The organism is Alteromonas sp. 009811495 (assembly GCF_028865455.1).
GTDB lineage: Bacteria > Pseudomonadota > Gammaproteobacteria > Enterobacterales > Alteromonadaceae > Alteromonas.
This window is the reverse complement of record NZ_CP113972.1, coordinates 3,036,673-3,051,416: the sequence shown is the minus strand read 5'-3', so window position 1 is coordinate 3,051,416 and position 14,744 is coordinate 3,036,673. Positions and strand designations below refer to the sequence as shown.

Annotated in this window: 10 protein-coding genes; 9 read left to right on the top strand and 1 reads right to left on the bottom strand. The window is 39.7% G+C overall.

Annotated features, from left to right (window positions below):
• Positions 1-6 precede the first annotated feature (6 nt).
• The 9 genes from OZ660_RS13930 (at position 7) to OZ660_RS13890 (ending at position 11,953) form a co-directional block, all read left to right on the top strand.
• On the top strand, positions 7-1,308 hold the full coding sequence (locus OZ660_RS13930; RefSeq protein ID WP_202262098.1) for an O-antigen ligase family protein: 1,302 nt from the start codon (positions 7-9) through the stop codon (positions 1,306-1,308).
• Positions 1,298-2,875 carry a GMC oxidoreductase gene (locus OZ660_RS13925; protein WP_274741310.1) on the top strand — a complete coding sequence of 526 codons (1,578 nt, stop codon included), beginning with the start codon at positions 1,298-1,300 and terminating at the stop codon, positions 2,873-2,875. Before OZ660_RS13930 ends, OZ660_RS13925 begins: the two co-directional genes overlap by 11 nt.
• Positions 2,876-2,878: 3 nt before the next feature.
• Entirely contained in the window at positions 2,879-3,193 is a 315-nt protein-coding gene (locus OZ660_RS13920) for a hypothetical protein (RefSeq protein WP_274741309.1), read from the top strand.
• 184 nt (positions 3,194-3,377) lie between these two features.
• A complete protein-coding gene (asnB, locus tag OZ660_RS13915; RefSeq protein ID WP_274741308.1) occupies positions 3,378-5,258 on the top strand; it encodes an asparagine synthase (glutamine-hydrolyzing) in 1,881 nt (626 codons plus the stop codon).
• A gap of 5 nt (positions 5,259-5,263) precedes the next feature.
• Positions 5,264-7,192, top strand: a complete 1,929-nt coding sequence (locus OZ660_RS13910) for an acyltransferase family protein (RefSeq protein WP_274741307.1) — start codon at positions 5,264-5,266, stop codon at positions 7,190-7,192.
• Complete coding sequence (locus OZ660_RS13905; protein ID WP_274741306.1) at positions 7,185-8,255, top strand: acyltransferase family protein; 1,071 nt, start codon at positions 7,185-7,187, stop codon at positions 8,253-8,255. The genes OZ660_RS13910 and OZ660_RS13905 overlap by 8 nt, the downstream gene beginning before the upstream one ends.
• A 3-nt stretch (positions 8,256-8,258) precedes the next feature.
• On the top strand, positions 8,259-9,440 hold the full coding sequence (locus tag OZ660_RS13900; protein WP_274741305.1) for a glycosyltransferase: 1,182 nt from the start codon (positions 8,259-8,261) through the stop codon (positions 9,438-9,440).
• Positions 9,441-9,448: 8 nt separating this feature from the next.
• On the top strand, positions 9,449-10,273 hold the full coding sequence (locus OZ660_RS13895) for a sulfotransferase domain-containing protein (protein WP_274741304.1): 825 nt from the start codon (positions 9,449-9,451) through the stop codon (positions 10,271-10,273).
• A gap of 258 nt (positions 10,274-10,531) precedes the next feature.
• Positions 10,532-11,953 carry an oligosaccharide flippase family protein gene (locus OZ660_RS13890; RefSeq protein ID WP_274741303.1) on the top strand — a complete coding sequence of 474 codons (1,422 nt, stop codon included), beginning with the start codon at positions 10,532-10,534 and terminating at the stop codon, positions 11,951-11,953.
• An 81-nt stretch (positions 11,954-12,034) separates the two neighbouring features.
• On the opposite strand, the gene OZ660_RS13885 is transcribed toward OZ660_RS13890, so the two are convergent.
• Positions 12,035-14,650 carry a hypothetical protein gene (locus tag OZ660_RS13885; protein WP_274741301.1) on the bottom strand — a complete coding sequence of 872 codons (2,616 nt, stop codon included), beginning with the start codon at positions 14,648-14,650 and terminating at the stop codon, positions 12,035-12,037.
• Positions 14,651-14,744: the final 94 nt, after the last annotated feature.

Below are 14,744 nucleotides of genomic sequence, written 5' to 3'. Positions count from 1 at the left end.
TTCGCATTGTCTTTGACAGCAATAGCATTTCTTGCTGCATACTTTGGATGTTTATTCAGGGCGTTTAGCAAAGATCCCAAGTGGGGGTTATATGCTTATCTTTTAGCATTCTATGCACACCCCGTTGGCCGCTGGTGGGGACAGTCTCTGCCAGATCTAAGGTGGTCTTTCTTAGCGGCGCTCGTCACCTTGGTAGCCGTATTTTTTTCAAAGAAAAAGGGGCGTTGGCTCAGCTCAAAAGAGTCAAAGTACTACTTAGTATTTTTGCTTTACCTGTTAGCTCAATACCTTTGGGTACTGAACAGTGCTTTTCACACAATTTTTGTGTTGTTAGTGGTCAAATACTTCATTCTTATTCTCTTAATACAGCAATGTTTAAAAACCAAAGAAGACGTTATTGGCTTTATTATCTGTAACGCGCTTGGGGCACTATATTTTGGTTATTTAGGGTATTCGTATGGTGGAGGAAGGCTTGAGGGCGTTGGTGGGCCCGGAGTCGAGTCTGCTAATGGGCTGGGCCAGCATCTATCGATTCTGCTTGTTATCTCTTCATATCTGTTATTAATAAAAATTGGAAAGATAAAGTATTTATTGCTCTTCGCCGTGCTGGTGATTCTGAATACCATTATGTTAACAGAGAGTCGTGGGGCATTGTTATCTCTGGTGCTCACTGGCGTAGTTGCTATTTTCTTTGTGCCGCCTAGCGTTAAAAAAGTCTTCTTTTCATTGGCCATTCTTGGTGCGGTAGCTTTTGGTTTGCTAATGGGCCCTCAGATTGTCGAGCGCTTCAAGAGCACTCAACAAAATAGCTTTGGCGAAATTCAAGACAAGAGTGCGGCATCAAGGCTAGTTATTATTAAAGCGCAATACGAAATTTTTAAAGAGAAGCCTTTATTAGGTCAGGGGCACCGTACAACATTGGTTTTAAGTCCGTTGTATATCCCTCAAGAGTATTTGTCCAAAGTGAAGTCTGGAGAGCAGGTAGTACAAAGAAGGGCGTCACATAACTTTTTAATGGGTATGCTAACAGATCATGGGATAATCGGTGTTACCCTCTATGCGCTAATTAGCTTGTCTTTATTTAAGAGTTTGCTCAAAGTGAGAAAAGTGATAAAGACCGAAGCAAAAGTTGATAACGAATTACTATTAATTCAAGCTGGTCTGTGCTTGGGTTTTGTTTGTTATTTGATCGCTGGAATGTTTTCAAACAACAAAATCTTTGAGATCGCCGTGTGGCTTATTGCGCTAATACCAATAATAAATAGACTTTTAGAACAGTCATTAACTAGGAATCAAAATGCTAATTGATGGACGCACACTGAACGAAGGTGAAGTAATTAATACTGACATCTGTATCTTAGGCGGTGGGCCTGCCGGGATAACATTGGCAAATGAACTCAATGGAAACGCTTTAGATGTAGCTCTATTAGATGCTGGCGGAGAGCAGTATGAAGCCCAAGTTCAAGAGCTTTACGAAGCTGACAGCGTTCCAGAGTTTTATCCTGACCCTAAAATATCACGACTTCGTTTTTTAGGTGGTGCCAGTAACCACTGGGCTAATAATACGTCTCCTTTTTCTCCTATAGACTTTGAAAAGAGGGATTGGCTAGAACACAGTGGTTGGCCAATTAGCTACAACGAAATGATGCCTTACTATGAAAAGGCTGCTATGTACTGTCAAACAGGAGATGATGGTTACTCAAGTGAATATTGGTTGCCATCAATGGGATTAACCGACTTGCTTTCAGAAGCTAAGTTTTCTCGACTAGGCATAGCTAAAGCGTCTTTACCTCCTACTCGATTCTACGTGTCACATGGTAAGCCTCTTGTTGAAAGCGATAACGTAAAACTTTATACGTATGCAAGTGTAGTTGATTTAGAGTTTGATGAGTCTGATAAACGCATCATTTCCGCTTCTTTTACATCTTACAATGGAAAAACACATAAAGTGGTTGCGGATCGATTTGTACTTTCTATGGGAGGTATGGAAAATGCGCGTATGCTTCTGTTGTTTAACGAGAAGTATAAAAACAAGGTAGGTAACAAGAACGACAACGTGGGAAGGTATTTTATGGATCATCCCACAATGAACGCTGCTCATCTTATTAGTGATGTTGCAAAATTAGACTCAATGAGCCGCTTTGAAGGGCAGAGGTTCTTAGTTGCTTTCTTTGAGTTGACCGAAAAGGCTTTGAGAGAAGAAGAGCTTATAAACCTGAGAATGCCAGTTGTAAGCGGCACAGAATATGGTATGTCTGACGGCGTATCGTCGTTTCATATTCTGAAAAATGCTTTGATAAAAGGCGAACTTCCAGAAGATTTGTTCACCCATTATGGCAACTTGATCCTCGATGCGGATATGGTAATTGAGGCTGTTGCTAGAAAGCAGTTTGACACGAAAATTTTTGAAAGTGCTAAAGATAAGTTGGGGTACCAAATACCCATGATGGTGGAGCAGCTACCTGAGCGAAATAACCGCATTTACCTTTCATCTAAAAAAGATAAATTTGGGTTAAACAAACTTTCAATCGAATGGCAGGTATCGAAGCGAAATAGAGAGCTAATGTGGAGGTCTCTTGAAGTTTTCGCGAGAGACATGGGTATTACCTCAATCGGAAGACTCAGGTTACTAAAAGAGAGAGCATCAAGACTTTTCGGTGACCAAATGGGCTTTGGGCATCATCACATGGGAACTACTCGTATGTCTGATACACCAGAGAATGGCGTTGTGGACAAAAACTGTAAAGTGTTTGATGTTGGTAATTTATACGTTGCTGGTTCTAGCGTTTTTCCGACTGGTAGCCACGTACCTCCAACGCTGACGATTTCCGCGATATCCGTACGATTAGCAGACCACCTTAAGAGTGGAGTGTAAAACATGACAAGTAGAAGAAGCTTTCTTAAAACTGTTTTGGCAGCAAGTTCATTATCTGTTACAAAATGCTTTGGCCTAGAGTCAACCGTAGATAGTGGCGATCTGCATTTTCTGACTTCATTGTATAAAAGCTGGATGAACCACTATGGACAAACTCCGGAGAGTTATCTAGCTTCTTTGGGAAGTGAGATTAAAGACCCTTCTTTTTACAAAAGTAAAATCAAACATGATTTTTTGACAGATGATGTTTTTGAATTTGACGGTGTGATCTTAAGCAAAACAGAAGCCGCAGGGATATCAACGCTACTAACATTGTAGCTACCCCAACCTTATGAACGCATTGCTTTTACGACTTTACTTTGGGTTGAGAAAGAGTAGTGGTAAAAAAATGAAGCATGAGAAAAAATAAACAATCTCTGTTATTCAAAAAAAATGATAAATACAACACGCTCTGCCCGCTGCTGGAAAAGAGTATGAATATAGTTAATAGGATTTTCTGAAAATGTGCGGGATATTAGGAACGCTAAATTTTACTAATACGGTTGATGAACAACGACTTGCCTCAATGCGAGACACAATGCCGTATCGTGGTCCAGACAGCAACGGAATTTGGATTTCCAACAATTTGCACTGTGGTCTTGCTCATTTGCGTTTAAGCATATTAGATCCGACGCCCGCTGGCCATCAACCTAGGGTAGAAGAGAATGGTCGTTTCGTTATTTCCTATAACGGCGAAGTGTATAATTACATTGAAATTAGGGCCGAACTTCAGAAAAAAGGTTATACATTTGAAACGGGCACTGATACTGAAGTTATTTTAAGTGCGTACATTGAGTGGGGCGAAGATTGCTTAAATCGCTTCAATGGTATGTTCGCCATTGCTATATACGACAATGAAACCGAAACCCTATTTTTAGCCCGAGACCGTTTGGGCATTAAACCTGTTTATTACTATCAAGATAAGCATGAGCTTATCTTCGCCTCTGAAACCAAAGCAATACTAAAAGGGTTAAGCGCGCTTCCAGACCTTAATGTCGAACTCATCGATGACTACATGAGCTTTGGATACATACCTGGTGAAAAAACCTTGCACAAAGGCATTAACCGACTAATGCCAGGGCACTACGCCATTGTGAAAGGTCGCGAAATGAAAATCACGCAATGGTGGGATTTAACATTTAACAATGACGAAGACAAAGGCTTCGATTATTACTTAAATGAGAGTAAACGGTTACTTGAAAGTGCCATCGATTTGCGGTTAAGAAGTGATGTGCCGCTCGGTATTTTCTTAAGTGGTGGCATTGATTCAAGTGCAGTAGTTGGGCTGCTTGCAGACAAAGTTAAAGAACCATTAAAAACGTTTTCGATAGCCTACGATTTTGGTAAGAACTTTGATGAAACACAGTACGCCAGAATGGTGGCAGACAAGTTTGGTACTGATCATCATGAGTTAAAGATTACCCCTCAACAGTTTGCCGACTTTATTCCTGAATATATTCACTTAATGGATGAGCCAGTTACCGAGGCTGCTGCTATTTCCCTGTTTTTTGTTTCAAAACTGGCAAAAGAAAAAGTGACAGTTGCGCTTTCAGGTGAAGGTTCTGACGAAATATTTGCTGGTTACGACCTGTATCAGTATATGAATGTGTTAGAAAAGTACCGTGCTGTTGTTGGTCAAAAAGGCACAGAAATTTTTGCAGGAATTGCTAATAAAGCATTGGGTAAAAGCCACAAGGTATCTAAATACTTAAATATGGCAACGCAACCAATAGAAAAGCGTTACAAAGGTATGTCGACATACCCCGATGCGCAAAAAGAGGCTTTGTACCGTCCTGATTTTAAAGTAGAGCTAGAAAAAGCCAAAACAGAAACTGGCCATGGTGCCTTTTCAGCAAAGTTGTTTGATAAAACAAAAGACAACGACCAACTAAGTAAGATGCTTTATTTTGATACGAAGACGTGGTTAGTGGACGATTTGTTGATTAAAGCTGATCGAATGAGCATGGCTACATCGGTTGAGCTTCGTGTTCCGTTTTTGGACTACAGACTTGTAGAGTTTGCAGCTAGCATTCCTTCTAAACACAAAATCAATAAAGGTGAAGGTAAATATCCATTGAAGAAAATGATGGAAGGTATTTTGCCTAATGACATTATTTACCGTAAGAAAATGGGCTTCCCTACACCGTTAAAGTTAATGTTTCAAAATGAGCTCAGAGAGTATGCAACCAATCTACTATTGGCTGAAGACACCCGAGTTCACAAGTTCTTTAAAAAGGAGCGTATTGCGCAGCTGATTGAGGAACACAACGCCGATAAGTATGACCATCATAAAACCTTATGGCAATTGGTGGTGTTGGAAGAGTGGCTGAGAAAAAATAGCTAGCTAACATGAGTAAGACAACTTATCACCCCCATATTGATGCATTGCGTGCATTTGCTGTGCTTGCTGTGATCATTTTTCATGTTAATCACAATTATCTGGAAGGTGGTTTTGTTGGCGTTGATATATTTTTTGTTATTTCTGGCTATTTAATCACTGCGCAAATATTAAAAGCGGTAAGTGAGGACCGTTTTTCATTTCAAGATTTCTACAGTAGGCGGATTAAACGAATCTTGCCAGCTGCGCTGTCAGTAATTGGGTGTACGGTTCTCATAACGCAATTCATATACTTGCCAGATGACGCGGTCGATGTAGCATCCTCCGCCATTTGGTCATCGCTTTCTCTGCCCAACGTTTATTTTTGGAAGTTTGACGATACTAGTTACTTTGCCTCTAGTAGCTATACCGTACCATTGCTGCACTATTGGTCATTGGGAGTTGAGGAGCAGTTTTATTTTGTATGGCCTTTAGTTATCGTGCTGTTTTACAGAAGGCTAAGTGCTTCGGCATTTATGTTGATGTTAGTACTTACTGTTTTATTGTCCGCAGGGATAGCAGAGTGGTTAATTGCGTCACGTCACTCTTTCGTTTATTACATGCTACCCACTCGAGCGGGTGAGCTATTAGTTGGTGGTGGCTTAGCTGCGCTTTTACATTACGGTTTTCTTGAAAAACCAAAAAAGGCGAGTTGGGTATTTCCTGTATCATGTATCGCGCTACTTATTTCCGTTTTATTTATTCATAAAGAGCATACATTCCCAGGCTTTTTATATTTACTACCCACTTTGGCTGCCGCAGGTTTCATTTGGAGCGGCTTCAACAATAACTCGCATTTGGCAAAGTTGCTAAGTAACCAGGTACTGCTATGGGTAGGTAAAATTTCTTTTTCTGCATACCTTGTGCATTGGCCGCTATTAGCATTTTTCCGGTATGGCTACGGTGAACCTAGTCTACTGATACAGTTAGTTTTATTTTTTCTAATATTTGTATTAGCCCATCTAAATTGGCGATTTGTGGAAGAAAAATTCAGACATAAGAGCTTGCCATTTCGACAACTATTGTTAAGGCAAGCTGTTGCTCCGATTTTTTTCGTATCTCTTATTAGCGCTAGTGTGATTTGTTCAGATGGCTTTGGTGTAAGGTATTTCAGTGAACAATACAAAAGTCAGCTTGTAGAAAATCAAAATAATGCGAAAGCCCCAAATTCTTACAAACATGTTTGCCAATATTGGCGTTTAGAGCAAGGTCATTTAGCAGATGATAACTGTGTGTTAGGTAAAGGAAACACGCCAAAGGTTTTGTTGTGGGGAGATTCCAATGCAGCACAGTACATCGGAGTGTTAGAAAGCATCGCGAATAAGCAAAAGTGGAGCTTTAGAAATATTTCTCACGCAGCATGTCCTCCAATTTTTTCTGGAGTAGAGAAATTTGTAACAGCAAAACGACTTAGTGACTGTCTTAGTTCTATAGAGTTAGTGAGAAGTACACTGGAACAGTACGACACAATTATTATCTCGTCTGCCTTTCATTATTACATAGAAAAGAATGACGATTACTTCATTCATTTTTTTGAAGCATTAACTACGCTAAGCGAAACACATAAGATTGTTGTGTTGGGCAATGTTCCTGTGTTTGATAATTTTGATAGAAACTGTCTTGCTAAAGCGATCACTTATCCTTGGCTCAAGTGTGACTATGTAGCAGATACGAAAAAGATTGAAGAGATTAACAAAACACTGAGTCGTTTTACTGAAAGTAGTCCGAAAATTCACTTTGCATCACTCAACAGTTGGTTATGCAAAGAAGAATGTACTCCCTATAAAGCTGGCAGGCTCATTTACTATGACGGAAGTCATTTGGACGCGATAGTTACCAGGGACAGTGATGTTATGTCTGACTTTGAAGTTACAATAAAACGCGGAGTGCAATTTGAATAAGCATATTTCTTTGTATCTGGATGTTTGGCGCTTTGGAGCTGCATTAGTAGTATTTCTTTCTCATGTAGCATCACAGAAGATAAGTAATGGTTTGTTTTGGCAGACTAAACATTATGACCAAACTGCTGTGATGATATTCTTTGTCATGTCAGGATTCGTCATTTCATATATATCATCGACTAAAGAGACTGAATTAAAAGACTACTCTATAGCACGAGTAAGTAGGCTCTATTCAGTTGTAGTTCCTGCGTTGTTGATCACTTTTATTGCCGACTCCATTGGTTATTCTATTAACCCTGAATTCTACACGGAAGGGCCTTGGCCGTTTGAGACTGATAGCTATCTACTTACATATTTCCTGTCTTTTTTGATGATTCAAAATGTTTGGGACCTTGGGTTAAATCCAGGTATCAATCAACCATTTTGGTCATTAACGTTTGAATGGATTTACTACATTGCATTTGCTGCCGTATTTTATTTTAAGTCTAACTGGAAGTATGCTTGGCTTGCATTGATTTTAGTTTTGGCTGGGCCTACGATTGTGGCGCTTTTCCCTATTTGGTTACTGGGTTATTTTTTATATCGAGTGATGTCAAATAATGCGCGCCAAACTAACTCACTTCTTTCAGTGCTAATTTCATTTAGTGCGGTAGTTGCGATGGTCCTTGTGGGTCCTGAAATACGTAAAATAGAGTTTTCAAGTTCCCTTATAGCTAGAAAAGAAGTATATGGCGATTACTTTGATGCAATAATGTTTTGCATACACCTCTATTTTGCACCGTCGATATTACATTATGGAGGCTACATATTAGAGAGGTATGCTAGTGCCATCAGGAAGGTTGCTGCGTGTACTTTTGCGCTTTACCTTTTTCATAGGCCACTTATACAGCTGATTGCTGCTATTACACCTACCGACCTCGAAGATTCTTTTTATAGATTAAGCCTTCTATTGATTCCCTTATTAATCGTATTTACCGTAGGTTATTGGTCAGAAAAACAAAAAAGCAACTTAAAAAACATCTTGAATGATTTGTGCACAAAGTTTGTAGGGAAAGTTAAGTAGGCTATGTCATCTAACAACAGAAAAAAAATACTCGCTATCAGTTATTTGTTTCCAAATTCGGAAAAACCTAATCACGGTGTATTTGTGTATAATCGCTTAAATGCCATGGCTAAATATGCCGATGTCACGGTTATTAACCCTATACCTTGGTCACCGTTGCATTCCTTTATTGATAAGTTTAAACACCTAAGGAATATTCCTGCTAAGACCCAGCGTGGTAATCTGACTATATATCACCCCAGATACCTGTCAATTCCAGGATATGCAAAAGGGATTGAAATTCCTACCTATCGCAGCGCAGTGAAAAAGGTGATTAACGAAATAGGCTTCGATTTTGATTTGATTGACTTGCATTGGACTTTCCCAGACCTTCCAACAGGTGACTATTTAAGTAACCGTTATGGTGTGCCGTATAGAGTAACACTTAGAGGGATGGAAGCCTTTCATATTCAAGATGGTGACGTACGTCAGGCGTCTGTAGCACAGTATTTAAATAAAGTTGATAGCATTATTTCGCTTAGTACTGAGATGGCTAATCAAGCGATATCAATGGGGGTAAGCCCGGAAAAGGTCACTGTAATTCGAAATGGCGTAGACACCGAAATGTTTTACTACAAGCCTATTGAAGAGAGTAGAGCGCTTTTAAAGCTGCCGAAAGAGCATAGAATTGTGCTTGGCGTGGGATCGCTTATTCATCGAAAGGGCTTCGATGTTGTCATTAAGGCCATGGCTGAAATTGAATCGAAAGAAAAGCTGTTTCACTTCTACATATTAGGTTCAGAAGGGCCTGAAGGCGATTACAGAAGCGAGTTGAAAAAACTGGTAAGGGAAAAAGAGTTAGAAAACTTCGTGCATTTTGTAGGTGCCGTTCCTAACGAAACACTAGTCGACTGGTATAATGCAGCAGATGTTTTTTGCTTATCAAGTAGAGGGGAGGGGAGCCCCAATGTGCTTACAGAAGCATTGGCTTGTGGTTGCTCAGCGGTAAGTACCAAGGTTGGCAGTGCGCCTGATATTATGGAGAGCGAAAAAGGTTTGGGTGTTTTGGTTGACGTAGACGACAGCCACAACATGAGAGATGCCCTATTACAGCTTTTAGCTAAAGAAAATGATAGGCAGCAACGTGCTGAAGTATTTGGAAAGTACACGTGGGATTGGTGTGCAAAACAGACATTTGATGAGTAAAACACAAAATGAAAAGTAAAGTTACAGACTCCACAACAAAAATTTCAAAATATATTAAGCCGTTCTATCAGCAAATTAGATATGCCACTAACTCGTCGTCAAGAATCGTCGCGATACTAGGATGTCAAAGGTCAGGCACAACATTACTATCCAGAGTACTCGACTCTTTTACCTACACTCGTACTTTTGGAGAATTTAGTTCGCTATCATCAGAATGCCCGAATAACATAAGATTAAACGCTTTATCAGATGTGAAAGTGACACTAGGTAAAGTCAAAGCTCCTCTAATAGTCATGAAGCCCTTAGTCGAGAGCCAGAATGCCATTAGTCTATTGGACACGCTTGAGAATATTACTGCTGTTTGGTTATATCGGAATTATCTCGATGTGGCCCTCTCTGACCTTAAAAAGTTTCCAAAAACATCTGGCCGAGGAAATTTGCAACCTATTCTCGACCGTGATGAGAATAATTGGCGCTCACAAAACGTTCCTGAAGAATTAGTTGAAACTGTAAAGGCAGTTTATTCAGATTCACTCACAGAATTGGATTGTGCTTGTCTGTTTTGGTTTGTAAGAAACTCGCTATTTTTCTACCAAGGGTTGGAAAAGCGTGACGATGTGGTTCTTTGGAAATATGAAAACCTCATGTTTGAACCAGAGAAACATTTTTCACAGTTATCTGACAAACTAAAAGTAGACCTTTTAGACTATGATTTTTCAAAGACATTCTCAAAAAGTTCTATAAAAAAAGAAAGTGGTACTAAGTTAAATGTTGAGGTGGAGAGGCTTTGTCAAACGTTGATGACTAAACTTGATGCACATTGCGTGAGTTAACTAAGCGCAACCTTTAAGGCTCATTTAAAAAGAAAGTTCTTAGGCTTTTCTCGGTACTTAGCTCCAATTAAAGAAGTACTTAGTTAAGACAAGCTTATAAGAAACAAGTAATATTGGCAGCGTAGGTAACATTTGGTTTTTTTCAATGGAATTGTGCCAGACTTATCTACCACTTTATTTTAGATTTGAGGTTTAGCAAGCAGAATAGCTTGTCTAGCTCTTATATTTTTCCTTCCGTTTTTCACTACAGGTATATCCGTGAGAAGTGCATTTTTGTGGTCTTTTGCATCAAATTATCTTGAAGTCATTATTAGGATTGTTTCTGTAGTTGTTCTTGCACGGTTGCTTACTCCAACAGAAATCGGAACATTTGCAATAGCAGGTGCTATTTTCGCGGTTGCTCAGATGTTTAGAGATATGGGGCTATCAAGCTATTTGATAAAAGAAGAGCAATTAACAGATGAAAAGAAGTCGGGTGCACTTTTTGTTTCATGGTTTATATGTATTTCACTCAGTTTCATAATTTATTGCTCTTCCGATTCAATTGGAAAATATTATTCGAACGCTGAAATTGGCGAAATCCTCAATATTTTTTGTATTAACCTTTTGCTTATCCCTATTGGTATACTGGAACAAAGCCAAATTAGAAGAAATCTAGATTTCAAAAGGCTTGCTTGCGTTACTGTGTTTAGTCAAACAGTGCATCTGACTATTGCAATCTATCTTGCTTATGACGGGTTCGGTGCGCTGAGTCTAGCCTATGCATCTTTATCAGCAACAATCACGACCATTATTATGGTTAAGTTATTAGCGCCAAATCGCCGTTTTTACTTCCCAAAATTTCAATATGCTAAACAAGTGCTACCGTTTGTTTTTCGAGTCGGAGGGGCAAATATCCTAAATAGCTCTAATGAACAAGGGCAGCCTATCATCGTAGGAAAGTTGTTAACTGAAGAGGCCGTTGCGATACTCGATAAGGGAACTGCCGCCATTATGATGCTTGACCACTTTTTGTTTAATGCGATAAAGCGTGTTTTGGTTCCTCTTTTTTCAAAATTAAAACGAGAAAAGAAAAATGTTCAAGGAACCTACTTAGAGATAGTTTGCGTAGTCACCTGTATCGCATGGCCGTTTTTGGTTTACCTCGGCTATCATGCGGAACTTGTAGTGTTAGTTCTATTCGGGGAACAGTGGGTGGACGCCATCGTTCTTATTCCATACCTATGTGTTGCTTTTGCTATCGCGACGATTAGTCGGTATGTGAACGAATTACTGACCAGTACAGGCTTAGAAGTTCAGCTCTTGAGGACAAGTGTTGTTACCACAGTTGCGCGATTAGTGACATTAATATTGGTTGCACCGTATGGATTAGAAGCAATAGCTATGTCTTTAATACTAGTGGAGTTATTTAGGTTTATTGTCACTTCCTTCTATCTCAATAAACACCTTAATATTGGACCTAGTGATTTTATCAGGTCTTGCAGCAAGAGTATGGCTGTGATGATGATTTGTATTTTGCCAATAGTTCCACTTCACGTATTTTCATGGGATGCAGGGTCACTGTTAGTTGTTTCTTTACACTCTTTATTTGTAGCTGTGTTTTGGTTCACTGCATTGAAAGTCACCGAGCATCCGTTGCTTAAGATGTTGCTGAGCTTGATGCCAAAAAAAAGTAGTTAAGTATTGGCTAACAAATTTAAAGAGCAAATAAAGCAAGGGAGCCCTATTTGGGCTCCCTAGACATATACTTCGAAAGCGACGCTAAGCGCCATAAATTAGCTCTATTTTTTCGACAACTAGCGAACTGTTAACTGATACGTTTGAACTTATATTTATTAAATCTAACCATGTAATGTTTAAATCAGCCAATTCAAACTGGCTGTACCCTGTGCCAGGCTCTTGCGCGATTTGATCGAAGCCAGAAACTGTTGTTTGTGATAGCTCAAACCAAGTGCCCCCATGAATTTGTCTACCCTCATAATCAAAAGAAACCATTGGTGCAAACACTAATTCTTCGCTACTAAAATTCTTCCAGGTAACTTTTAACTGCGCATTAGCTTCAATATTAATGCCGTCACCTTTTATTCCTTGGTAGTTATATTTTCCGTTATTTCCAATTACTATTCCGAGCCCCTGTTCGTAAAACCCCGTGTAGTTATCCATAAATACCGAGTTTAGGCTTTCATGAAGTTCGAATTCACTCGAGTTTTGTAAAGAAAAGTCTGCCAAAACCACACTTGTTTGAGATGCTTGCGCTTCTATCGCCTTCGTAAAGTTTATTGGCATTTCACAATAATCAGATTGGTCGAATTGGGCACTTACCACTTCGATTCTTTCTAACAAAAGTGTTTTGTTGTTAGAAAAGTTGCTATTTACATTAATGCTGTACGAATTTAATGGCGCAGTTACCATTAGCTCGGAAACGGTTGTATTTCCACTCGTTGCATTCGCAATATCTAGCGATATCCACTCATGACTTTCTGCTTGGTTAAATCGATTTTGTACTGAAAAAGAAAGGCGTGGAGCAAATGAAATAGCGTCTTCGCCAATATTTCTCCAAACGAGTCTTATTTTATCGCCTGCATCCAGATAGATGCCTGAGCCTGAGATCCCTTGATAGTTATACTCTGCGTTGGAACCAACTAAAGTCGTCATTCCACTTTGATATACGCCCGTGTATATGTCATGAAAAACGCTGTCGAAGTAGCTTGATGGTAAATAGGTTTGGCCGAACTCTACTAGCACTTTGCATTGACCAATTCTCAATTGGTCTTCAGTTCGTACATCTATTTCTAGCTCAACATCAGTTGTTTGGCCTACGTTATCAATCGCAGAAAGGATGACGGTGTCGGAGCTTGCTTGTGATGCAACACCAACTAACTTGTTGCCCTCTAACGTTAGGCCATTGGGCAGCCCTATTGCTTGAAGATTGTAGGGGCTTTTACCACCTTCAACCACAATTTCCTGCTCGTAATTATAACCAACAACCGGTTGATTGATTTCAGACGTCTTGATTTGCAATGGGTAATTAACATCTACAATAGTGTAGTCGATAGTCTTAACAAGGTTTTTTTTCGCTACCTGGCCAACTCCTGGAACATCAACAAGCATATTGTCTTCTTCATAATAATTACCTTCAGCGCGCTCTGAAATATCGCGAACGGCGAAGTAGACAGTGCTACCTTCCGATAGGTAAGCGCGGTGCTCATCTCTTAGTTTCAATGATGCCCAAAGTAGATTGTAGCCATTATTAGGTTTGTAGATAACGCCTTCTGCATTTGACTGTCTTCTGTCGAAATTTGTGACAAAAGCTGGTGTGAATGCGCCCTCAAAATTACTATTGTCAATTGGCTCGAAAGAGTACCGTACCTCATACTTTGCTGAGCAATCTAAACAACGATATTTATCTTCAAAAGAAATGTCGAATTCGCTTGAATCGGGCGAGTAGCCTACTGCAAGCGTTTTGATAGTTTCTTCGTTTTCGTAAGGCTTATAATTTGTGCTTACTTCGTCAATGTAATACACACTGTTTGCTGGCAAATATTTAGAAAAATCAGCTCGAAGGTTAAATGCCGCAATATTGGCAAAATAATCTGTACCGCTGCCTGCATATTCTGTCCCGCCCTCAGCGAATGCGTGAAGGTCGTTAACACCACCACTATTTTTGTGAGTTGGGCTTGCATCAAACTGTATTTTAGTCCATCCCCCCATAGGAATATTCGAGGCGTGGTGGTAGTAATGTGCACCTTTACTCGTATCTACAAATGGATAAAACGAAAAGCTTTTGACTGGTGAATTATAGAACTCTGCAGAATACTTATCGATATCTACACTATTTCTAGGCATTAAAACCCACACAGTTAAGCGGTTCTTTCCCGAAAATTGTTCAATCTTGCTCGTTGGTGTCGGGCCCTTGTAATACAAGGCAATATCGCCTGGTAGAAGCGACTGTACACCTAAGTCTTCATCAGAGACGAACTCTTTTTTACTTCTAAGCGGTGTGCCATCGGATTGTGAGTTACCGTTAGCATCTTTATACATTCCGCCTGTGAGATGAACTCGAAGCGATGTTCCTTCGACAGAAAACTCAGAACTTGAGTCAATATATCCGTATTGAAGCCAACCCATATGATCAGAGTTTCTTTCATTATAATAGGGATAAAACTTGGAACCATCTGCTCGACAAAGCTTAGATTGCGCTTCGCCATTGTATATTTGGCAGGGATTTTCTCCCTTATCCGAATAATACCAATCGTCAAAGCCGCGCTCTAATTCACCGTTCTGGAAATCGAACGACATAAAAACATCGGGTTCTGCATTAATAACGGGTGCTGTACTTACTGTAACAGCGGTAAAAACACTCAATAGGCTCTTCATACAACTACTCCTGAAAGCACCTAACAACAAAGTGATTACAAGTGTAGATATGTACATTTTTTGTTCAAGTTACATTGGGTGTGTGTTTAAGAAA

What these genes read in the sequence shown, in the direction of transcription:
- OZ660_RS13910 (WP_274741307.1), top strand. Translation starts at nt 5,264, where the DNA reads ATGAGTAAGACAACTTATCACCCCCATATTGATGCATTGCGTGCATTT.
- OZ660_RS13900 (WP_274741305.1), top strand. Translation starts at nt 8,259, where the DNA reads ATGTCATCTAACAACAGAAAAAAAATACTCGCTATCAGTTATTTGTTT.
- OZ660_RS13925 (WP_274741310.1), top strand. Translation starts at nt 1,298, where the DNA reads ATGCTAATTGATGGACGCACACTGAACGAAGGTGAAGTAATTAATACT.
- asnB (WP_274741308.1), top strand. Translation starts at nt 3,378, where the DNA reads ATGTGCGGGATATTAGGAACGCTAAATTTTACTAATACGGTTGATGAA.
- OZ660_RS13920 (WP_274741309.1), top strand. Translation starts at nt 2,879, where the DNA reads ATGACAAGTAGAAGAAGCTTTCTTAAAACTGTTTTGGCAGCAAGTTCA.
- OZ660_RS13885 (WP_274741301.1), bottom strand. Translation starts at nt 14,650, where the DNA reads ATGAAGAGCCTATTGAGTGTTTTTACCGCTGTTACAGTAAGTACAGCA.
- OZ660_RS13895 (WP_274741304.1), top strand. Translation starts at nt 9,449, where the DNA reads ATGAAAAGTAAAGTTACAGACTCCACAACAAAAATTTCAAAATATATT.